The organism is Ruegeria sp. L12, assembly GCF_056531745.1.
This window is the reverse complement of the sequence record NZ_JBQFMH010000004.1, coordinates 13,257-33,589: the sequence shown is the minus strand read 5'-3', so window position 1 is coordinate 33,589 and position 20,333 is coordinate 13,257. Positions and strand designations below refer to the sequence as shown.

The 20,333-nt window shown below is 59.8% G+C and carries 18 protein-coding genes; 13 read left to right on the top strand and 5 right to left on the bottom strand.

What is annotated here, in order from left to right:
* The first annotated feature begins 71 nt into the window (after window positions 1-71).
* The 4 genes from ACR0K9_RS07905 (at window position 72) to ACR0K9_RS07890 (ending at window position 3,509) form a co-directional block, all read left to right on the top strand.
* Window positions 72-938: an AAA family ATPase gene (locus ACR0K9_RS07905; protein ID WP_480822130.1), complete on the top strand. Its 867-nt coding sequence runs from the start codon at window positions 72-74 to the stop codon at window positions 936-938.
* Complete coding sequence (locus ACR0K9_RS07900; protein ID WP_480822657.1) at window positions 938-2,128, top strand: vWA domain-containing protein; 1,191 nt, start codon at window positions 938-940, stop codon at window positions 2,126-2,128. Before ACR0K9_RS07905 ends, ACR0K9_RS07900 begins: the two co-directional genes overlap by 1 nt.
* 11 nt (window positions 2,129-2,139) lie before the next feature.
* The gene (locus tag ACR0K9_RS07895; RefSeq protein ID WP_480822128.1) at window positions 2,140-2,949 is read left to right on the top strand and encodes an XdhC family protein; all 810 of its coding nucleotides are present in this window, start codon (window positions 2,140-2,142) and stop codon (window positions 2,947-2,949) included.
* Between the two features lie 107 nt (window positions 2,950-3,056).
* A complete protein-coding gene (locus ACR0K9_RS07890) occupies window positions 3,057-3,509 on the top strand; it encodes an SRPBCC family protein (protein WP_480822126.1) in 453 nt (150 codons plus the stop codon).
* A gap of 4 nt (window positions 3,510-3,513) precedes the next feature.
* On the opposite strand, the gene ACR0K9_RS07885 is transcribed toward ACR0K9_RS07890, so the two are convergent.
* The 3 genes from ACR0K9_RS07885 to ACR0K9_RS07875 are packed head-to-tail and all read right to left on the bottom strand — an operon-like array spanning window position 3,514 to window position 7,273.
* Window positions 3,514-4,272, bottom strand: a complete 759-nt coding sequence (locus tag ACR0K9_RS07885) for a phosphate/phosphite/phosphonate ABC transporter substrate-binding protein (RefSeq protein WP_480822124.1) — start codon at window positions 4,270-4,272, stop codon at window positions 3,514-3,516.
* Window positions 4,269-4,886, bottom strand: coding sequence for a response regulator transcription factor (locus tag ACR0K9_RS07880; protein WP_480822122.1), 618 nt, complete (start codon window positions 4,884-4,886; stop codon window positions 4,269-4,271). Before ACR0K9_RS07880 ends, ACR0K9_RS07885 begins: the two co-directional genes overlap by 4 nt.
* Window positions 4,883-7,273: an ATP-binding protein gene (locus ACR0K9_RS07875; protein ID WP_480822120.1), complete on the bottom strand. Its 2,391-nt coding sequence runs from the start codon at window positions 7,271-7,273 to the stop codon at window positions 4,883-4,885. The genes ACR0K9_RS07880 and ACR0K9_RS07875 overlap by 4 nt, the downstream gene beginning before the upstream one ends.
* A gap of 219 nt (window positions 7,274-7,492) precedes the next feature.
* Between ACR0K9_RS07875 and ACR0K9_RS07870 the strand changes: the two genes are divergently transcribed.
* The 5 genes from ACR0K9_RS07870 to ACR0K9_RS07850 all read left to right on the top strand — a co-directional run bounded on the left by ACR0K9_RS07870 (window position 7,493) and on the right by ACR0K9_RS07850 (window position 14,722).
* On the top strand, window positions 7,493-8,455 hold the full coding sequence (locus tag ACR0K9_RS07870) for a TAXI family TRAP transporter solute-binding subunit (protein ID WP_480535750.1): 963 nt from the start codon (window positions 7,493-7,495) through the stop codon (window positions 8,453-8,455).
* Window positions 8,456-8,563: 108 nt separating this feature from the next.
* Window positions 8,564-11,185: a TRAP transporter permease gene (locus ACR0K9_RS07865; RefSeq protein ID WP_480535748.1), complete on the top strand. Its 2,622-nt coding sequence runs from the start codon at window positions 8,564-8,566 to the stop codon at window positions 11,183-11,185.
* Window positions 11,182-11,613: a universal stress protein gene (locus tag ACR0K9_RS07860; RefSeq protein WP_480535747.1), complete on the top strand. Its 432-nt coding sequence runs from the start codon at window positions 11,182-11,184 to the stop codon at window positions 11,611-11,613. The genes ACR0K9_RS07865 and ACR0K9_RS07860 overlap by 4 nt, the downstream gene beginning before the upstream one ends.
* A gap of 73 nt (window positions 11,614-11,686) precedes the next feature.
* Window positions 11,687-13,435, top strand: coding sequence for a gamma-glutamyltransferase (gene ggt / locus ACR0K9_RS07855; RefSeq protein ID WP_480822118.1), 1,749 nt, complete (start codon window positions 11,687-11,689; stop codon window positions 13,433-13,435).
* 81 nt (window positions 13,436-13,516) lie between these two features.
* A complete protein-coding gene (locus ACR0K9_RS07850; protein WP_480822116.1) occupies window positions 13,517-14,722 on the top strand; it encodes an MFS transporter in 1,206 nt (401 codons plus the stop codon).
* 53 nt (window positions 14,723-14,775) lie between these two features.
* On the opposite strand, the gene ACR0K9_RS07845 is transcribed toward ACR0K9_RS07850, so the two are convergent.
* Window positions 14,776-16,251, bottom strand: coding sequence for an NAD-dependent succinate-semialdehyde dehydrogenase (locus ACR0K9_RS07845; RefSeq protein WP_480822114.1), 1,476 nt, complete (start codon window positions 16,249-16,251; stop codon window positions 14,776-14,778).
* Window positions 16,252-16,253: 2 nt separating this feature from the next.
* A complete protein-coding gene (locus ACR0K9_RS07840) occupies window positions 16,254-17,531 on the bottom strand; it encodes a 4-aminobutyrate--2-oxoglutarate transaminase (protein WP_480822112.1) in 1,278 nt (425 codons plus the stop codon).
* 150 nt (window positions 17,532-17,681) lie between these two features.
* Between ACR0K9_RS07840 and ACR0K9_RS07835 the strand changes: the two genes are divergently transcribed.
* The 4 genes from ACR0K9_RS07835 (at window position 17,682) to ACR0K9_RS07820 (ending at window position 20,305) form a co-directional block, all read left to right on the top strand.
* On the top strand, window positions 17,682-18,248 hold the full coding sequence (locus tag ACR0K9_RS07835; protein ID WP_480822110.1) for a cupin domain-containing protein: 567 nt from the start codon (window positions 17,682-17,684) through the stop codon (window positions 18,246-18,248).
* Between the two features lie 137 nt (window positions 18,249-18,385).
* A complete protein-coding gene (locus ACR0K9_RS07830) occupies window positions 18,386-18,859 on the top strand; it encodes a VOC family protein (protein WP_480822108.1) in 474 nt (157 codons plus the stop codon).
* Window positions 18,856-19,206 carry a hypothetical protein gene (locus tag ACR0K9_RS07825; RefSeq protein ID WP_480535738.1) on the top strand — a complete coding sequence of 117 codons (351 nt, stop codon included), beginning with the start codon at window positions 18,856-18,858 and terminating at the stop codon, window positions 19,204-19,206. The genes ACR0K9_RS07830 and ACR0K9_RS07825 overlap by 4 nt, the downstream gene beginning before the upstream one ends.
* A gap of 130 nt (window positions 19,207-19,336) precedes the next feature.
* Complete coding sequence (locus ACR0K9_RS07820) at window positions 19,337-20,305, top strand: carbon-nitrogen hydrolase family protein (protein ID WP_480822106.1); 969 nt, start codon at window positions 19,337-19,339, stop codon at window positions 20,303-20,305.
* The last annotated feature ends 28 nt before the right edge of the window (window positions 20,306-20,333 follow it).

The following is a 20,333-nucleotide window of genomic DNA, read 5'->3' as shown; positions in this document are numbered from 1 at the left end:
GCGGAGGGGGCGCTGCCTCCTCCGCACCTCCCCCGGGATATTTTTGGCCAGATGAAGATAGGATCCTGGTTTTGACTTTGAGTGATGTGCAGAGCGGGCTGGCCGCGCAGGGCTATGTTGCCGATGATCGGTTGGCGATGGCCTTGCATTTGGCACAGCAGCTTGGGCGGCCCTTATTGCTGGAAGGCCCTGCCGGTGTGGGCAAGACCGAGGTTGCCAAGGCTATGGCCGCGTGGCGGGATACGCGGTTGATCCGGTTGCAGTGTTATGAGGGGCTGGATGCCAGCCATGCGATCTATGAGTGGAACTATCAGCGTCAGCTGCTGGCCATCCGCGCCAGTGAGGCGCAGGGCGGGGTGGATGAAGCGCAACTGTTTTCAGACGCATTTTTGCTGAAAAGGCCTTTGTTAGAGGCTATTTCGGAAGACAAGCCTCCGGTTCTGCTGATTGATGAGATTGACCGGGCGGATGAGGAATTCGAAGCATATTTGCTGGAGGTTCTCTCGGACTTTCAGATCACCATTCCTGAGTTTGGCACCATCTCGGCGCGGGTGCGGCCTATCGTGATCCTGACCGCAAATGGCACGCGTGATTTGTCGGATGCGCTGCGGCGTCGGTGTTTGTACAGTTTCCTCGACTATCCGTCGCGTGAAACCGAGATGGCGATCCTGCGGGCGCGGATGCCCGCAATTGAAGGGCTTCTGGCGCGGCAGATCATTGGCGTCGTGCAGGCGCTGCGCAAGGAGGATCTGGAGAAAACCCCCGGCATAGCCGAGATGTTGGATTGGGCGGCGGCCTTGTCCGGGCTGGGGGTCAATGATCTGGTGAAGTCCCGGGACGAGGTGCAGGCGACTTTGGTTTGTTTGCTAAAGACGGCCGCGGATTATGATGCAGCCCCGCCCGAGGTGATGGATCGTCTGATCGGGAAGGTGGCATGATGCAGGTGACGCGCTTTCCGTCTCGGGCCATGGGCCTGTCGGACCGCATATCGGGGTTCATCGCGCATTTGCGCCTGAACGGGCTGCGTGTCGGGTCGAAAGAGACAGGAGATGCTCTGGCCGCGTTGTCGGTGGTTGAGGCGACCGATGCGAACCAGGCGCGTCAGGCATTGTGCGCCTTGTTGGCCGGGGACGCCGAGGACTGGCGGCGCTTCGATGAACTGTTCGATGCCTATTGGTTCAACGCGGGAAATCAGCGTGCAGGCCTGGCGCAAAATGCACATGTTCGGGTTCAGTCAGCGAAGCCAATGATCTGGCAGAGCCCGGATGAGGTCAAGGACGACACTCGAACGGAGTCCGATCAGGCCGCTACCACTCCTGATCCGGGCAACGACGAGGCCGAGGGGATGGACGGGACGCTGATTGCGACCCGAACGGCCAACCTGTCGCGTCGGGACTTGCGGGAGTTGATGAATGATAAGAGTCTAAAACAAGCAGAAATGGTTGCCATGAAGATTGCGCGGGCCATTCGGGACCGCCGGTCGCGACGACGGAAACGCGCTTTGAGGGGGCCAATTCTGGACATGCGACGCATCCAGCGGGCCAGTCTGTCGCGGGGCGGAGAGCCGATTGATCTGTATCGCCGCGCACGGCCGCCGCGCCCGATGCGGATCGTCGCGCTGTGTGATGTCAGCGGATCAATGACGGTGTATTCCCGCGTGTTTCTGGCCTTTCTCAAAGGATTGATCGGCGCTGATACGCAGGCGGATGCCTACCTCTTTCACACCCGTCTGATGCGGGTCACGGATGCGCTGCGCGATCACGATACGCTGCGCGCCGCGGGGCGTTTGTCGCTGATGGCCGAAGGGTTTGGTGGCGGTACCGATATTTCGGGCAGTCTTGAGAGTTTTCTGAACGGTTACGGCGCGCGGGCGCTGAACGGGCGAACCATCGTGCTGATCCTGTCGGATGGGTATTGCAGTTCCAACCCGGATGCGCTGGGTGCGGTTTTGGCGCGTATCCGGCGCAAGGCGCGAAGGATCGTCTGGCTAAACCCGTTGAGAGGGTGGGACAGTTATGAACCGGTTGCTGCTGCGATGCAGGCTGCACAGCCCCATCTGGATGCGCACTTGCCTGCCAATACGCTTGAGGCGCTGGCGGCGCTGGAACCTCAGTTTCGCAAGTTGTGAAAGGACCCGTTATGCCCGGTTTCGACATATTCGACACAATCGAAGAGCTGCGCCAGAGTGGCAAGAGTTTCTGCGTCGCAACCGTGTTGCGTACGGCAGATGTGACCTCGGCCAAGGCCGGGGCCAAGGCGGCGATCACGCGGGATGGCCGGATTCTGGGCCATCTGGGCGGGGCCTGCGTTCAGCGCGCTGTTCGGGCCTCGGCCAACGCCGCGCTGGACAGTGGTCAACCCGACATTATCCGCGTGAAACCTTCGGACAAGGTGGTGGCCATGACAGACCCTGACGGCGTGCAGATCTACAAAAGCGGATGCCCCAGCGGCGGGACGGTGGACCTGCTGGTCGAGCCCTATCAGCACGCGCCGCGGTTGGTGATCTTTGGTGACTCTCCCATCGCTGACGCATTGGCGGCGCATGGCACTCTGGCGGGTTTTCGGGTCTGCCTGCCCTTCGGCGCAGAGGCACCGGACCAGATCGGATTTGACCCGGATAATCTGCCTGCGCTGGGGCTTGAGGCACGGGATTTCGTTGTTGTCGCCTCGCAGGGCAATGGGGATGGTGCGGCACTGAAAGCGGCGCTGGAGTCCCGGGCGTTGCGCGTGTCCATGGTGGCCAGTCGCCGCAAGGCGCAGGTGCTGTGCGACAAGCTGATCGCAAACGGTCTGGACAAGGGCCGGGTCGCGCAGCTCAAGGCGCCGGCCGGATTGGATATCCATGCGGTCGACCCCCATGAGATTGCGCTTTCGATCCTGGTCGAGATCGTGCGCTGGCGAAACACCGATATCGTGAAGGAGAGCCGTGATGATGAAAAGATGGCGTAGTATTGTACGGGCGATCTGGCCCGCGCGCCCTGAGTTGAGCGCAAAAGAGGCGGCGGAAGAGGCGCTGCGCGTTTATCCAAGATGTTGTTGATCAAAGGAAAACACGAATGGAACTGAGTGACGAAATCCGCATCAACGCTCCGCGTGATGTGGTTTATCAGGCGCTGAACGACGTGGATGTGCTGCGTGAGTGCATTCCCGGGTGTGAAGAGCTGACGCAAGCGGGTCCGGATCAGCTTGAGGCGAAGGTCGTGCTGAAAATCGGACCGGTAAAGGCGAAGTTCTCGGGCGAGGTGACGCTGGACACTTCAAATGCACCTGACGGTTTTTCGCTGATGGGCGAAGGCAAGGGCGGTGCCGCCGGTTTTGCCAAAGGCGGGGCGGACGTGACATTGACCGAAGATGGCGACGAAACGATCCTTGCCTATACGGCCAAGGTCGATATCGGTGGCAAGATTGCACAATTGGGCAGTCGCCTGATTGCCGGAACGGCCAAGAAACTGTCGGGCAAGTTCTTCACCAGATTCGGAGAGGTGGTGTCAGAGCAAACGGTCTCTTGACGGGTCAGAGCCTCTGATCATGTTCGGGCGGGTTGGGGATGGCGAGGTATCGCGCTTTGGGTATGCGCACGATCCCGCAGAGCCCCAGCGCCGTTCGGTCTGGCGGTTCCAGTTGATCAATCGCAGATTGGACCGCAGCAAAGATGGCGACTGCGTCGTTTCGCTGCGATGTGATCAGGGGAAGCCCAGGCGTGGGATCGGTCCAGTCCAGCACGCGCAGGCCTGCTACCCAATCCTCATGCGCGCAGATCAAACGCCAAGATACCGCATCCAGCGCACCGATGTCGGCCCGGCCCTCGGCAACTGCGCGGGCCGAGTTCAAGTGGCCTTCGGTCTGCAGGCGGTTGCTGAACCAGAACCCGTGCGGGGCAAAGTGCCAATAGGGCGCCGCATAGCCTGATTGCGAAAAAGATTGATTGTAGGCGAACTTTGCGTCCCGAAACGCAGTCAGATCGTCGCGCGGATCATCTGCGCGCACGACCAGAGCGCTGCGGTAATAGCCCGGCGAACATCCTTCAAGGCCGTAATCCGGTGTGCCGATAAGCTGCACCTTGTCATGCAGCCACAAGCGATAGGGCATGCCGCAGGTCTGGCTGAGCACCAGATCGGGGTGCCGCCATACAGAAAATTCATCGGCCTGTTGTGACAGGTGCTGGGGGCTGTCGATGCCGGCACGGCTCAGGTTGTCGCGGATCAGGGTCCAATACCGCTCATGCGCGCCTTCAAGCTGCGGGCGGGCATACATCATCAGGTTGGCGATCATTGCATATGTCCGAACAACTCATAAAGCTCAATGGTGGTTTTTACCCCGACCTTCTGCTGAATACGTCCACGATGTATCTCGACCGTGCGCGGGCTGATGCCAAGTTCGGCGGCGATCTCTTTGCTTGAGGTGCGGGCAGGATGGGTCAGGATATGCTGCAGCACTTCCTCTTCCCGTTCGGTCAGCAGGCCGCGCTTGTCCTCCAGCACCTGCCGCCGCGCCTTTTCTGCACGCAGGTCTTTGCCTACCTCCCAGGCGGCTTCGATACGTTCGATCAGCACGCTCAGGTCAAACGGCTTGACCAGAAAATCAATCGCCCCTGCTTTGGTGGCGCGCACCGATTCAGGAATTCCACCGTGCCCCGAGATAAAGATGATCGGAAGGCTCGAGTTCTGCCGGACCAGATGATCCTGCAACTCCAGCCCGTCCATCCCGGGCATACCATAGTCCAGGATCAGGCAGCCCGCAGCATCTTCGTCAACCTGATCCAGAAAGGACTGAGCGTCGGGGAAATGCGCCACCTTCATGCCGCGCTTACCAAGCGAGCGGGACAGGGCGATGCGCACATCGTCATCGTCGTCCACAATAAAAACGATAAGCGGTTCTGCTGTCATGACATGCCGTCCTCGGCCCGGTCGCTGCGACGCAGGGTAAAACAGAACCGCGCACCGCTGCCTTCGGTCGGGTCGTGCCAGATACGGCCACCATTGGCTTTGACGATGGTTCGGCAGATCGACAGGCCCAATCCCATCCCGTCGGTTTTTTGGGTATCAAACATATTGAACAGGGTTACATCCTCGTTAACACCAGGCCCGTTGTCCTGGACCCGGACCTCGACACATTCTTCGCTGACCAGCGTGAAGATTGTGATCCGGCCCGCCCCACCCGGAACACGGGCCAGCGCATCGATAGCATTTCGCAGCAGATTGACCAGTACCTGAGCGATCTGGGTCCGGTTGCCGATGACCTGAGGCAGGGCGGTTTCGGCGTAGGTCAGTCTGATGTCGTGCAGCTTGGCTTCGGCCTCCATCAGCGTGACGGTTTGCCGGATCAGCCCGCCCAGCTCGAATGCGGTCTGCCGACCGCGATCTTTACGCACCACCTCGCGCAGCGCGCGGATGATGTCGCCCGCGCGACGCGACTGTCGGTCTATGTCGGACAGAATTTCGTTCAGCTCGGGATCAGGGTCACCGATTTCATCGAGCGTGATCTTGGCCGCATCGACATTGTAGGAAATCGCGCTGAGCGGCTGGTTCAGCTCATGCGCCAGCCCAGAGGCCATCTCGCCCATCAGATTGACCCGCGCCACATGGGACAGGTCGCGGCTGAGACGGCTGGCTTCGTCCTCGGCCTGCTTGCGGTCGCTGACATTGTCGATGATGGCAACCGCGTGATCCGGCACACCGTTTTCATCGCGGATCAGGATTGCATTCACGCGCAGCCATATGGTCGATCCGTCTTTGCGGATGAACTGGTTTTCCGCGATGAACTCGGAATCCTGCAGCAGCGTTTCGCGGAACTTCACCGCGATCTGCTGGCCGTCTTCCGGCAGGATGTCCGCCAGCGTAATCATTTCAAGCTCGTCCGGGCTGTACCCCATGATGTCGCAGAGCTGTTCGTTCACCCGCTGGAACTGTCCGGTTTCGGGTGCAATCTGCGCCATCCCGCGCGAGGCCAGATCGAAGGTGCGGCCATAAGCAGTTTCAAAGCGTTGCCGTTGCCGAACTTCCTGCGCCAGCGCTGCGCCGGTATCTTCAAGTTCGCGATAGGGGCTGTGCAAGCCCTCATCGGGCGTGATTTCGCCGCTGGACAGGCGTTGGGTCTGACTGGCAAAGGTGCGTACCGGGGCATAGATCCGGTCGGCCAGTGCCAGACCAACGGCTCCGGTCAGGATGGCGATAGATATGGCGATCCAGATACCCTGCACACGGTTTTTCTTGATCTCACCGATGAAATTGTCTTCGGCGGCATAAAGCCCGATCAACCAGCGCAAGCCGGGCTCAGACACTTCGATCAGCATGGCAACATAATCCTGCCCACGCAGTTCGAAATCCGTATGAACGGGGCCTTCGACCCCGGCCATGCTGGTGTGCGGCAACGTACCGAAGGCCGCGCGGGCCAGCGGGTCGTCGATCTGGTCCACCATCGGCAGTTCCAGGGTGTCCAGCCCCCCGTTCTGTTCAATCAGAACCAGCGTCGGATGGGCCAGAACCGAGCCGTCTTCGTTCAGCACCAGCGCCGCACCGCGCCGTTCCGACCAGATATCCAGCAAAAAGCCCGACAGCGCATCAATCTGGATATCGACCCCCAGAATGGCCCGGATGTTTCCGGCCTGATCCAGCACCGGGACCGCATAGGTGATCCCCGGCTGGCGCGCTGAGTAGAAAATATAGGGCTGAGTCCAGATCGGCGCCTTCGTCTCGCTTACCATTCTGAACCACGGGCGGGAGCGGGCCTCATAAGTGTCGGTCTGCGTTTCTGCGGTCTCAAGCAAAGTGAAACGATCATTGCGCCACTGGAAGTCGGCGGGATGTTCGCTCAGCCCGTATTCAAAGGGCGGGATCACCTTGGTCCGATAGCGCCCCGGCTCTTCGGTGCGCATGACATAGACGAAACGACCGCTGTCGTCGGCCAGATACAGCCCTGCCAGTTGCGGTGCGACCTGCAACTGCTGGAAAAAGTGGCTTTCCAGCCCAGCGGTGTCATTGATGTTCAGCACATCGTTTTCCGCCAGACGCCGGGTTGCATCCAGCGCCTGCCGTGCCGGGTTCAGGAAGTTCTTAACCTGACCGATGACATTTACACTGACCTCGTTCAGTGAGGTGCGCGATTGCCGCAGCAGCGCGTTTTCCGAACTGACAAAGGTCGACAGCGTTACAGTCAAAACAGCGATGAACTGCAGCCCGGCCAGACACAGGGCCAGTGTGGCGCGCAGCGACCTGTGCCTGCGCGAAGACCCGGCTTGATCCCGACGTATGTCCTGTTGCGCTGTGGTGTCCAATCTTCAGTCCGGATCGTCTCTGCAATTGGGCGGGGACCCCGATGTGAACCCCATTTAACCCAACCCTATACGTAATCTACCGTATAGACACCTGCTGTTTGGTTTCGCTTTCCTCTTTACCATCGGGGGGCCTGATTCCAGTGCGATTTTTTCTGTTGTGTTCTGAACGGTTTCAGGCGCCCCAACAGATCAAAAAAGACTGACAACAGGAGTGTCAAAGTGTTCAAGAAATCCTCAATTACCGCATTTGCCGCGGCGGCCCTGATGGCACCAGCGGCATATGCAGAAGAGTTTATCACGATCGGAACCGGCGGCGTTACGGGTGTGTATTACCCGACGGGTGGCGCGATCTGCCGTCTGGTCAACAAGGGCCGGAAAGAGCACGGGGTCCGGTGTTCGGTGGAATCGACCGGGGGGTCGGTTTACAACATCAACACCATTCGCGAAGGCGAGCTTGAGTTTGGTGTGGCCCAGTCGGACTGGCAGTACCACGCCTATAACGGCAGCTCGAAATTCGAAGAGGCCGGCCCGTTTGAGAACCTGCGCGCCGTGTTCTCGGTCCACCCGGAGCCGTTCACGGTAGTGGCGCGTGCCGATGCAGGCATCACCAATTTCGAAGACCTGAAGGGCAAGCGCGTCAACATTGGTAACCCTGGTTCCGGTCAGCGCGGCACCATGGAGGTTCTGCTGGGCGAAATGGGCTGGACCACTGGTGATTTCGAACTGGCGACCGAACTGAAAGCGGCTGAACAGTCGGCAGCTCTGTGCGACAACCAGATCGATGCGATGGTGTATACGGTCGGTCACCCCTCGGGTTCGATTCAGGAAGCAACCACCGCGTGCGACTCGGTTCTGGTGAATGTCAGCGGCGACGCGGTCAGCAAGCTGGTTGACGACAACTCGTTCTACCGTACCGCAACCATCCCCGGTGGTATGTACCGTGGTTCGGATGGCGACACCCAGACCTTTGGTGTGGGCGCGACCTTCGTGACCTCGGCAGACGTTTCCGAAGATGCGGTCTATGCGGTTGTGAGCTCGGTCTTCGAAAACTTCGATGACTTCAAAAAGCTGCACCCGGCTTTCGCCAACCTCAAGCCTGAAGAGATGATTGCGGATGGCCTGTCGGCTCCGCTGCATCCGGGTGCCGAGAAATACTACAAGGAAAAAGGCTGGATTCAGTAAGCCAGACCTGACGCGGGGCGCCTTCAGGGGCGCCCCGGTTCATATCCGGGAGAAACCGGTGACAAGACGGCCATAAAAACCAAGGCTGCAGGACGGGGAGTTTTTAATATGAGTTCCGACACACAGGGCAATCGCCCTTTATCCGAAGAAGAACTTCAGGATCTGGTCGCTTCATCCGATGCGGGTGGGCGTAATCCAGCAGGAAATGTGGGGCTTTTTCTGGCGATTGTAGCTGTACTGTGGTCGGTGTTTCAGGTGGTGCTCGCCTCGCCTTTGTCGAACTATCTGCTGCCGGGCAGCGTGGTGAACAACTCGCGCCAGATCCATCTGGCCTTTGCGATGTTCCTGGCCTTTGCGGCCTATCCGGCGCTCAAATCCAGCCCGCGTAACTATATCCCGGTTCAGGACTGGATCATGGGTATCGTAGGTGCGTTTCTGGCGCTCTATGGTTATTTCTTCTACCAGAAAATTGTCGATGCCGGTGGCCTTGCGGACGACACCGACAAGTGGTTCGCGCTTGCCGGTCTGCTGCTGCTGTTCGAAGCCGCACGCCGCGCGCTGGGTCCGGCGATGGCGATCATCGCAACGATCTTTCTGGCCTATGTCTTCTTCGGCTCGTCCGCTTGGGTGCCCGAGGTTATCCGCTGGAAAGGTGCCAGCCTGCAAAAGGCGATGAGCCATATGTGGATCACGTCCGAAGGTGTCTTTGGCATCGCGCTGGGCGTTTCAACCAAGTTCGTTTTCCTGTTCGTGCTGTTCGGAGCGCTGCTGGATAAGGCGGGCGCGGGGAATTACTTTATCAAGATGGCCTTTGGCGCGCTGGGTCACCTGCGCGGCGGTCCGGCCAAGGCGGCTGTGGTGGGGTCTGCGGCGACCGGCCTGATTTCGGGTTCGTCGATTGCCAACGTTGTGACCACCGGCACGTTCACCATTCCGTTGATGAAGCGGGTGGGCTTTTCAAGCGAACAAGCGGGCTCGGTCGAGGTGGCCAGTTCCGTGAACGGCCAGATCATGCCGCCGGTGATGGGCGCTGCGGCCTTCCTGATGGTGGAATATGTGGGCATTTCCTATGTCGAGGTGATCACCCACGCGTTCCTGCCTGCGGCGATTTCCTATATCGCGCTGGTCTATATCGTCCACCTTGAGGCGGTGAAGCGGAACATGCCGACGCTGGGCGACCGCGTTGTCTCGATGGGCCGCACGATTGGCGGCATGGCTTTGTTCTTCGTAGGCTTTGCCGGGCTTTGCTATGGCGTACAGTACCCGATCAAGGCGATCATCGCGATCGTGCCAGAGGGTTCGGGGCTGGTTTTGTCGGCGCTGATCGTACTGGCCTATCTGTTCCTGCTGAAACTGGCGGCGGGGGTCGAGGATCTGGTCCCCGATGATCCCAATGCCAAAGAGGTCGAACTGCCGGTGATTGCCGAGATCTACAAGGCCGGACTGCATTACTTGCTGCCAATCATTGTGCTGGTCTATTTCCTGATGATCGAGCAGAAATCGCCCGGTCTGTCGGCCTTCTGGGCAACCTCGCTGCTGTTCGTGATCCTGCTGACACAGAAGCCGCTCAAGTCGATCTTCCGCGGCGAAAGCGACACCGCGAACGCCTTCATGGCCGGTGTTACCGACCTGTGGAACGGCTTGATCGACGGGGCGCGCAACATGATCGGCATCGCGCTGGCCACCGCCACCGCGGGTGTGATCGTGGGCACTGTGACCCTGACCGGCGTGGGTCAGGTGATGGCTGATCTGGTCGAGTTCCTGTCGGGCGGCAACCTGATCGCCATGCTGGCGCTGGTGGGTCTGCTGAGCCTGATCCTGGGCATGGGTCTGCCGACCACGGCGAACTATATCGTCGTCAGCTCGCTAATGGCCGGTGTGGTTGTGGAACTGGGCGCGCAGGACGGTCTGATCGTGCCGCTGATCGCGGTTCATCTGTTCGTGTTCTATTTCGGCATCATGGCCGATGTGACACCGCCCGTGGGCCTGGCGAGTTTTGCCGCCGCCGCCGTCTCGGGCGGGGATGCGATCCGCACGGGCTTTACCGCGTTCTTCTACAGCTTGCGCACCGTGGCGTTGCCGTTCGTGTTCATCTTCAACACCGATCTTCTGCTGATCGATGTTGGTTGGGTGCAGGGCATTCTGGTGGCTGTGTCGGCCACCATCGCGATCCTGATCTTCACCGCCGGCACCATGGGCTGGTTCCTGACCAAGAACCGCATCTATGAAAGCGTCGCGCTGATCCTGATCGCCTTTGCGCTATTCCGTCCCGACTTTTTCATGAACCGCATCGCGCCACCCTTCGCACAGATCGAACCGGCGCAGCTGACACAGGCCGTTGGTGATGCCACACCGGGCAGCACCATGCGGATCGAGGTCGCAGGCCCGGATTTCGACACCGGCAACATGACCGAAACCACCGTGGTCCTGACAATCGGAGACGAGGCTGATGGTGCCGCGCGCATCGACGCTCTGGGCCTGATGACGCTGGAAGAGGACGGGCTGGTCAAGCTGGATGAACCGCTGTTTGGCACGCCGGTGGCGGATGAGTTGGATATGTTCGACTATTACGCCGACGAGGCGGTCCGCATCACCAGCATTCAGGCTCCGCAAAGCCAGCCCCCGAAAGAGCTGATCTTCATCCCGGCGCTGCTGTTGCTGGGGCTGATCGCCTTCCTGCAACGCGGTCGCGCCGCCCGCACCAATGAACAAGAGGTCGTAACATCATGATCAAATCTGTCCTCTGTGCCGTAGATATCAGCAACGACAATCTGGATGCGGGTGTTCTGGAACGGGCAGCGGTGCTGGCCGATCTGGACGGCGCGCAGCTGGATGTGGTGACGGTTCTGCCGGATTTCGGCGAAAGCTGGGTCTCGGGCTTTTTCCAGCCCGAATTCCACGAAAAGGCGGTGGAGGCGGCGCATGAAAAGCTGATCGCGCTCTGCGCCGACACTCTGGGTGAAGACCGCAATGCCGGCATCCGCCACGTCGTTGCCACCGGTACCGCCTATCAGAAAATCCTTGAGACCGCCGAAGGTGCGGGCTCTGACCTCATCGTCATCGGGGCCCATAAGCCGGACCTCAAGGACTATCTTCTCGGTCCAAACGCATCACGGGTCATCCGACATTCAAACGCGTCCGTTTACGTCGTCAGATAGTGACAATGGCGGTTTGAAAGTGGTTTTGTAACGAGTGCCTCGGTTTCCAGAACTCTTTCAAAGGTGGATCGCTATGAAAACCCTGCTGAAGACAACAGCGGCGCTGGCCTTCGGGGCCATCGCCAGCATGGCCAGTGCGCAGGACCCTGCACCGGAACTGGGCTATGGCTGGGACGAAAAGGACTCGGTCACCGGCACCGAATTCATGGTGTCCGCCGCCAACCCGATTGCCGCGAAAGCCGGGTATGATGTGCTGGCTGCGGGGGGCACGGCTGCGGATGCGATGATCGCCGTGCAATTGATGCTGAATCTGGTCGAGCCGCAATCGTCAGGCATCGGCGGTGGCGCATTCCTGCTCTATTGGGACGCGTCCTCGAAAACGCTGACAACCTTTGATGCACGGGAAAAAGCGCCTGCAAAGGCCACGCCCGAGCGGTTTCTGCTGCCCGATGGTGAAAAGATGCCGTTTGGCGAGGCGATCTCGGGCGGTCAGGCCGTCGGCGTGCCGGGCATTCTGCGCCTGATGGAAGTAACCCATAACCTGTATGGCAAGACAGACTGGGCCTCGCTGTTTCAGTCGACCATTGAACAGGCCGAAAACGGGTTCGAGGTCTCGCCGCGTATGGCGAATTCGATCAAATCGACCGTCGACCGCAATTGGGGGCTGGATGTTTTTCCCGGTGCCAAGGCGTATTTCTTCAATGAAGATGGCAGTCCGCTGGCGGCGGGCACCTTGTTGAAGAACCCCGATTTTGCCGAGACCCTGCGCATTTTGGCCGATCAGGGTGCGAATGCGTTTTATCACGGCCCGATTGCCGAGGATATCGTGGCCGCTGTCGACGCTACATCGAAGGTGGAAAACAACATCACGCTTGAGGATCTGGCTGCCTATCGCGTCAAGATCCGCCCCGCTGTCTGCGCCGATTATCGCGGTTATGACGTCTGCGGCATGGGGCCGCCGACCTCGGGTGGTCTGACCGTGGGGCAGATTCTGGGCATTCTGAGTAACTTCGACCTCAAAGGCACTGGCTGGAACGCCGAGATGGCGCATCTTTATGCCGAGGCGGCCAAGCTGGCCTATGCAGACCGCGCGCTTTACATGGCCGACAGCGATTTTGTCGATGTGCCGGTCAAGGGCCTGCTAGATACGGATTACCTGAAATTGCGCGCCGAAATGATCGAACCGGAGACAGCCAGTGAGAAACGCCAGGCGGGTGAACCGCCGCGTGACCACACCGCGCTGTTTGCGCCGTCGCAGAACCCCGACCGACCCGGCACCAGTCACATCGTGATCCGAGATCAGTACGGCAATGCGCTGTCGATGACGACGACTATCGAAACCGCCTTTGGCAGCCGCGTCTTTGTGCGGGGTTTTCTGCTGAACAACGAACTGACCGATTTTGACCGCGCGCCCAAAGATGGTGACCGTCTGGTGGCCAACCGTGTCGAAGGTGGTAAACGCCCGCGCAGCTCGATGTCGCCGACCATCGTGATGAAAGAGGGTGAGCCTTATTTGCTGATCGGTTCACCCGGTGGCAGCCGCATCATCAACTATGTGGCCAAGACCATCATCGCGATCGTCGATTGGGACATGGACCCGCAGGATGCCGTCGAAACGGGGCATTTCGTGCATCGCAACGGGTCGTCGATGGATCTGGAGCAGGGAACCGCCGCCGCCGAATTCGCCGATGCGCTGACCGGCAAAGGGCATGAGGTCAAGCTGGTCGATCTCAACAGCGGGCTGCACGCGATCCTGATCAAGGATGGGCAACTGATCGGCGCCGCCGATCCGCGTCGTGAAGGCGTGGCGATGGGGCAGTAGCGCTGACAACAGGAAGGGCTGCTTGACTGTCGCGCAGCCCTTTTCCCTTGCTTTAGGAAGCTACCCATCCGATAGGGCGGTATGTTCAAAGGCCGCGCCATAACCTTCATCCTTATCACCCTGATGATCGACGCCATCGGCATCGGTATCGTGTTCCCGATCATGCCCGATCTGATGAATCGCGTTGGCGCGGGTGATACCGGGCAAGGGGCCTTTTGGGGCGGGCTGCTGATGGCCGCCTATGCCGGGGCGCTGTTCCTGTGTGGCCCCATTGTCGGCAGCATTTCAGACGCCGTCGGTCGCAGGCCGATCCTGATTGCAGCGCTGGTCATGCTGGCGCTGGATTATGTGATCATGGCGCTGGCTGATACGTTCTGGCTGCTTCTGCTCGGGCGTACGCTTGCGGGGCTTGCGGGGGCAACGTACATCACCGCGACGGCCTACATCGCCGACATATCCTCACCCACCGAAAAGGCCGCGAATTTTGGCCTCATCGGTGCGGCCTTCGGGATCGGATTCGTTCTTGGCCCGGCCATCGGCGGCATCGCAGCCGAGGTCAGCATAACCGCGCCCTTTTGGATCGCGGCGGCCTTGTCAGCGGCGAATGCGTTGTTCGGTGTGTTCGCACTGCCCGAAAGCCTGACGCCCGAAAAACGCCGCCCCTTCGGCAAGCGCGACCTGAACCCGTTCAAATCGATCTTTGACGCTTTCCGCTTTCCGGGTCTGGCGGTGCCGCTGCTATGCATTTTCATTTTTGAGTTCGCCAACATGGTCTATCCGACCCTTTGGGCGTTCTGGATTCGCGAGGTCTTTGGCTGGTCGACGCTTTATATCGGTCTGTCCCTGGCCGCATACGGGGTGCTGCTGGCGGCGGTTCAGGGCGGACTGATGCCCCTTTTCATCAGATGGATTGGCGATTACCGCACCTTGATGATGGGGATGACGTCCGCGTTGATTGGAATGATTGGATTTGGCTTCACGGCAACAATTACTGCGCTTGTGATCTTTCTTCTGCTGGCCGCGCTGTCGGATCTTGTACCTGCGCTGATGACGGCAATGGCCTCGAACCAGGCCGATGAAGACCGGCAGGGCGTGGTGCAGGGGGTCATCGCCTCGCTGTCGTCTGTCGCGGCAGTGCTGTCACCTTTGGTGATGACCGGGCTGTTTCAGGCGTCGGTCGATGGTGAAGGTATCTATCTGCCCGGCGCACCCTTCTTCTTCTCAGCCGTTTTGGTGTTGGCGATGATGCCGCTGGTGGTTCGCTTGCGCGGACACGCTTCGGTCTGAAAAAAACGCACCCGCAGACTGCGGGTGCGTTAGAGTTTCAAGGTATTGGGAGATTACTGAATCTCACCCATGCAAAGATACTTGATCTCAAGGAAATCCTCGGTCCCGTATTTCGAACCCTCACGACCCAGACCGGACTGTTTGACGCCCCCAAACGGCGCGACCTCGGTCGAGATCAGGCCGGTGTTGATGCCCACCATGCCCGATTCCAGCGCCTCAGCCACGCGCCAGACGCGCGCCAGATCACGGCTGTAGAAATACGAGGCCAGACCGAACTCGCTGTCATTGGCCATCGCGACCACGTCGTCTTCTTCTTCGAACTTGAACAGGGGCGCGACGGGGCCAAAGGTTTCATCCTTCGCCACCACCATATCGCGGGTCACGCCGGTCAGAACCGTGGGTTCGAAAAAGGTGCCACCCAGATCCGAGCGTTTACCACCCAGCGTCACGGTTGCGCCTTTGGACAACGCGTCCGAGATATGTTCCTCGACCTTGGCGACGGCTGCGTCATTGATCAGCGGGCCTGTGGTGATACCATCGCCGAAGCCGTCACCGACGTTCAGGGATTTGGTCTTTTCAGCCAGCTTGGCGGCGAATTCGTCATAGACACCCGCCTGTACATAGATGCGGTTCGCACAGACGCAGGTCTGACCGTTGTTGCGGAACTTGGCGATCATTGCGCCGTCGACGGCGGCATCCACATCGGCGTCGTCGAACACAATGAAAGGCGCGTTGCCGCCCAGTTCCAGCGACATTTTCTTGATCGTGCCCGCCGCCTGACGCATCAGAATTTGACCCACGCGCGTCGAACCGGTGAAGGTGATCTTGGCCACCTTGTCATTGGTGCAAAGCTCATTGCCCACGCCCGAGCTGTCAGTGCCCGGGATTACGTTGAACACGCCTGCCGGAATGCCCGCACGTTCGCCCAGCACCGCCATCGCCAAAGCGGAAAGCGGCGTCAGTGTTGCGGGGCGCGCCACAAAGGTGCAACCCACCGCCAGCGCCGGGCCAACCTTGCGCGCGATCATCGCATTGGGGAAGTTCCATGGGGTGATCGAGCCCACCACACCCACAGGCTGTTTCAGCACCACGATGCGCTTGTCGCGCTGATGGCCGGGGATCACGTCGCCATAAACGCGCTTGGCCTCTTCCGAGAACCACTCGATGAAGGACGCGCCATACAGAATTTCTCCGCGCGCCTCGGGCCAGGGTTTACCCATCTCGGCGGTCAGGATCGTGGCCAGATCATCGGCGTTTTCGACCATCAGATCGAACCACTTGCGCAGGATTGCCGCGCGTTCCTTGCCGGTCTGGGCGGCCCAGTCCTTTTTCGCAGCATACGCGTCATCGATGGTCTGCTTGGTGCCCTCGATGCTGATATCGGTCACGTTGGCGATCAGATCGCCGGTAGCGGGATTGTGAACCGGGAAGGTCGCCTCACCCTCAACCCATGCGCCGTTGATATAGGCGCGGGTTTCCAGAAGGCTGGGATCTTTCAGCTCCAGCTTGGTCACTTTGGTATCCAGCATGTTCAGGCTCCTTTGGCAGCGTCGATCGAGGCCTCGATGATGTCCATCGCCTCGGCGAAAATCTCGTCCTGCACGGTCAGCGGTGCGAGGAAACGGATTACATTCCCATATACGCCACATGTCAGCAGGATCAATCCGCGCCTGAGCGCCTCGACGCGCACAGTGTTGGCCATGTCCGGATTCGGCGCGCTGCCATCGCTGGTGTTGAATTCAGCCGCGACCATGAATCCGGGACCGCGAATGTCGACGATCTCGGGCGTGCGGGAACGGATCGATTCCAACCGCTGTTTCAGGCGCGAGCCCAGCTCGTTGGCGCGCGCGCACAGGTCTTCTTCCTCGATCACATCCATTACCGCATGGGCGGCGGCGATCCCCAGCGGGTTGCCGCCATAGGTGCCGCCCAGACCGCCCGGATGCGCGGCGTCCATCAACTCGGCGCGTCCGGTGACAGCGGCCAAAGGCAGCCCACCCGCCAGACCTTTGGCCATGGTGGTGATGTCGGCGGAAACATCATAAGCGTCCATCGCAAACAAGTTGCCCGTGCGGGCAAAGCCGGTCTGTACCTCATCGGCAATCAGAACGATGCCATGTTCGTCGCAAAGCGTACGCAGGCCACGCATCAACTCGGCCGGAGCGGGGTAGAAGCCACCTTCACCCTGTACCGGCTCGATGATGATGGCAGCCACGCGGCCCGGATCGAGATCGGCTTTGAACAGCTTGGTCAGCGCACCCAGCGAATCCTCGGTTGAGGTGCCGTGCAGCTCAACCGGGAACGGGACGTGATAGGTGTCGGGCATCATCGCACCAAAACCCGCCTTGTAGGGCTGAACCTTGCCGGTCAGCGACATGCCCATGAAGGTGCGGCCATGGAAAGCGCCACCAAAGGCGACGACAGCCGGACGCCCGGTGGCGGCGCGGGCGATCTTAACGGCGTTTTCCACCGCTTCGGCACCTGTGGTGACAAAGACGGTCTTTTTGGTGAAATCGCCGGGAACCTTCTCGTTCAGGCGCTCGGCCAGACGGATGTAGTTCTCGTAAGGCAGAACCTGATGGCAGGTATGGGTGAAATTGGCGGCCTGTTTTTGCACCGCCTCCATCACCTTGGGATGGCAATGCCCGGTATTCACAACGGCAATACCTGCGGCGAAATCGATATAGCGCTTGCCCTCGACATCCCAGACTTCGGTGTTCACGGCGCGGTCGACATAGACCTGCGTCTGCATTCCCACACCCTGCGCGATCGAGGTGTTGCGGCGTTCAGCAATCTGAGCATTCAGCATCTTGCGTCCTTTCCGGTTATGGGGCGCGGCGCCCGCATGTCTGACCGCGTGACTGTAGTGGCTGGGTTGGCGGGTGAAAGCCTGTTTCTTGTGAATCATAAGCCCTTGATTTACGGTCCCGGCACTCTCGAAGTGTTGCGGATACTGAACATGAAAAACACCAGTCAGGATGATCTGACCCTTGGATTGCGCCTGCGCACCCTGCGTGAACGGGCGGGCCTGTCGCAGCGGGCGTTGGCCAAGAAATCGGATGTTCCGAACTCGACCATCTCGCTGATCGAGTCCGGCAAGATGAACCCTTCGGTCGGTGCGTTGCGCCGGATTTTGCAGGGCATACCGATTGGCATGTCTGATTTTTTCTCGTTCGAGATCGAGCCGGAACAAACAGTGTTCTACGCCGCCGAAGAGCTGACAGAGATCGGTAAGGGCGGGCTGTCGCTGCGGCAGGTTGGATCAAACCTGCACGGGCGCGCGATGATGATCCTGCAGGAAACCTATGATCTGGGCGCCGATACCGGTCGCGTGATGTACGGCCATGAGGCGGAAGAGGGCGGCATCGTCATATCGGGCCGGGTCGAGGTGACGGTGGGCGATCAACGCAAGGTTCTGGGGCCGGGTGATGCCTATTATTTCGACAGTCGCACGCCGCACCGGTTCCGGCAGGTCGGCCCCGAGGTCTGCCGGATCATCAGCGCCTGCACACCGCCAACTTTTTGAGCATTGAGAGTGTAAATTCAGCACTATGCATCATAGTGTTGCAGAGTCCTTCAGAATGAGACACAGTATGGTGCATAGTGCGGGAATTTCCTGCAAGTCATTCAGGGCGACCGTCGCCCAATTCGGAGAGGACCGGAATGAAGAAGAAGCCTGCAACGCTGCCCCGTGGCTATCGTACCTGCACCGCGTCGCTTGTTGTTGTTGACGTACCCGCAGCGCTGCGGTTCTACGAAAGCGCCTTTGGCGCGAAGGTTCAGGCCTGTGACGTGGAAGAGGCTCCGGGATTTGCCACCATCAAGATCGGCAATTCCATGCTGTTTGTCACCGCCGGTTGGGGTGCGCATGGTCCCGCCGTTCCGGGCACGGTCACACCGGTTGGGCATCACATGTATGTCGAAGACACCGACGCGACCCTCGCGACCGCGCTGGAAAGCGGCGCCAGCCTGATTGCAGAGGCGACCGATACCTATTGGGGCGAGCGCTGCGCCACAATCGCCGATCCCTTCGGTCATGTCTGGACGCTTGCGACCCGTATCGAAAACCTAAAACCTGCGGAAATCAATGAACGGCGCAAGGCGCTGCTCGATGCCGCACAGACCGAGGCTGCATGAGCGTCGCCCCGTTCCCCACATTCACGATCCGTCAAAACGATCTGGCGATACTTGCGGCTGAAAACCGTATCGGAGACTACCCTGTCGCGGTGCGCACGGCGCGCGAGGTGGTCAGCGGCGGCTTTGCCAACCACTCGACGCATCCCAACACCTGGACGGTGTATTTTCTGGTCGATGGACAATGGGCGCTGGTCGAATCTACCCGCGGTCTTCGGCGGGAATGGTCCAGCCTGGACCGCCTTGAAAAATGGCTGCGCAGTTGTGGCTTCCGGTTCTTCTGGGTCCGCAACGATATCGATTTCGTGGAACAATTGGCGGAAGATACAGCCGAGGAAGAGGCTCTATGAGATTGGAATCTTACGAAATACATGGCCTGAGGACAGCGGGCTTGCGTGAATACACGATTTTGTGTTCCGATGAAGAACGCCGGATCATAGCGGCGGTCGCAATCGGCGAGAAAATGAGAAGAAACGAAAAATGACCCCCTTTGCGATAACCGGAATCCAGATGCATGTCGGCGCGCTGCAGTCGAATGTCGACGCTATGTTGCATCGGATCGACATCATGATGGCTCGGTTCCCCTGGACCCAGATGGCCTTGTTCAGCGAGTTGGCACCTCATGGTCCGCTCGACCGGTTTGCCCAACCCTTTCCAAATGACGACCTGTCGCGCTTTCAGGACGCGGCGCGGCGCTACGGGATCTGGCTGATCCCCGGCTCGATGTTCGAAAAGCACGAGGACGGGCGGATTTTCAACACTTCGGTGGTGATCAACCCGGATGGTGAGATCGTCTCGAAATACTCCAAGATGTTCCCGTTCAAACCCTATGAACAGAATGTCGCCTCGGGCACGGATTTCTGCATCTTTGACGTGCCGGATGTGGGTCGGTTCGGCCTGTCGATCTGCTATGATATCTGGTTCCCCGAAACAACGCGGCACCTGACTTCTCAGGGGGTTGAGGTTCTTTTGCATCCGGTCCTGACCGGCACCACTGACCGCGAGGCCGAGCTGTCGATCGCCAAGGCCACCGCTGCACAGTTCCAGTGTTACGTCTTCGACGTGAACGGTCTGGCCGCTGGGGGCGTTGGCCGCTCGCTGGTCGTTGATCCATCGGCCACTGTGCTGCACCAATCCGCGGGGCAAGAGGATATCTTCCCCATCGAGATCGATCTGGATCAGGTTCGCCGCCAGCGTGAGGTCGGGCTGAAAGGTCTGGGGCAGGTTCTCAAAAGCTTCCGCGACCGTGAGGCGGAGTTCCCGGTCTATGACCGCACCAGTGGGGCGGATGCGTATCTGCACACGCTGGGCCCGTTGCGCATTCCGCAAAAAGGTGACGTCGCGGGCGTTGCCGCATCCGACCCCAGAACGGCGCTGGGATATACTGAAGACGCCGCGACCAAGCCCGATAACCTGTATCTCTACAAAGGGCGCTCTGGCACAGACTGATACCGGGCAGCTTTTCGGTATCGGCAGA

Excerpts from the sequence above, each read along its gene's own strand:
- ACR0K9_RS07830 (WP_480822108.1), top strand. The coding sequence starts at position 18,386 with ATGAAGAAGAAGCCTGCAACGCTGCCCCGTGGCTATCGTACCTGCACC.
- ACR0K9_RS07840 (WP_480822112.1), bottom strand. The coding sequence starts at position 17,531 with ATGCTGAATGCTCAGATTGCTGAACGCCGCAACACCTCGATCGCGCAG.
- ACR0K9_RS07860 (WP_480535747.1), top strand. The coding sequence starts at position 11,182 with ATGATCAAATCTGTCCTCTGTGCCGTAGATATCAGCAACGACAATCTG.
- ACR0K9_RS07850 (WP_480822116.1), top strand. The coding sequence starts at position 13,517 with ATGTTCAAAGGCCGCGCCATAACCTTCATCCTTATCACCCTGATGATC.
- ACR0K9_RS07835 (WP_480822110.1), top strand. The coding sequence starts at position 17,682 with ATGAAAAACACCAGTCAGGATGATCTGACCCTTGGATTGCGCCTGCGC.
- ACR0K9_RS07900 (WP_480822657.1), top strand. The coding sequence starts at position 938 with ATGCAGGTGACGCGCTTTCCGTCTCGGGCCATGGGCCTGTCGGACCGC.
- ACR0K9_RS07845 (WP_480822114.1), bottom strand. The coding sequence starts at position 16,251 with ATGCTGGATACCAAAGTGACCAAGCTGGAGCTGAAAGATCCCAGCCTT.
- ACR0K9_RS07895 (WP_480822128.1), top strand. The coding sequence starts at position 2,140 with ATGCCCGGTTTCGACATATTCGACACAATCGAAGAGCTGCGCCAGAGT.
- ACR0K9_RS07890 (WP_480822126.1), top strand. The coding sequence starts at position 3,057 with ATGGAACTGAGTGACGAAATCCGCATCAACGCTCCGCGTGATGTGGTT.
- ACR0K9_RS07885 (WP_480822124.1), bottom strand. The coding sequence starts at position 4,272 with ATGATCGCCAACCTGATGATGTATGCCCGCCCGCAGCTTGAAGGCGCG.
- ACR0K9_RS07880 (WP_480822122.1), bottom strand. The coding sequence starts at position 4,886 with ATGACAGCAGAACCGCTTATCGTTTTTATTGTGGACGACGATGACGAT.
- ggt (WP_480822118.1), top strand. The coding sequence starts at position 11,687 with ATGAAAACCCTGCTGAAGACAACAGCGGCGCTGGCCTTCGGGGCCATC.
- ACR0K9_RS07820 (WP_480822106.1), top strand. The coding sequence starts at position 19,337 with ATGACCCCCTTTGCGATAACCGGAATCCAGATGCATGTCGGCGCGCTG.
- ACR0K9_RS07825 (WP_480535738.1), top strand. The coding sequence starts at position 18,856 with ATGAGCGTCGCCCCGTTCCCCACATTCACGATCCGTCAAAACGATCTG.
- ACR0K9_RS07865 (WP_480535748.1), top strand. The coding sequence starts at position 8,564 with ATGAGTTCCGACACACAGGGCAATCGCCCTTTATCCGAAGAAGAACTT.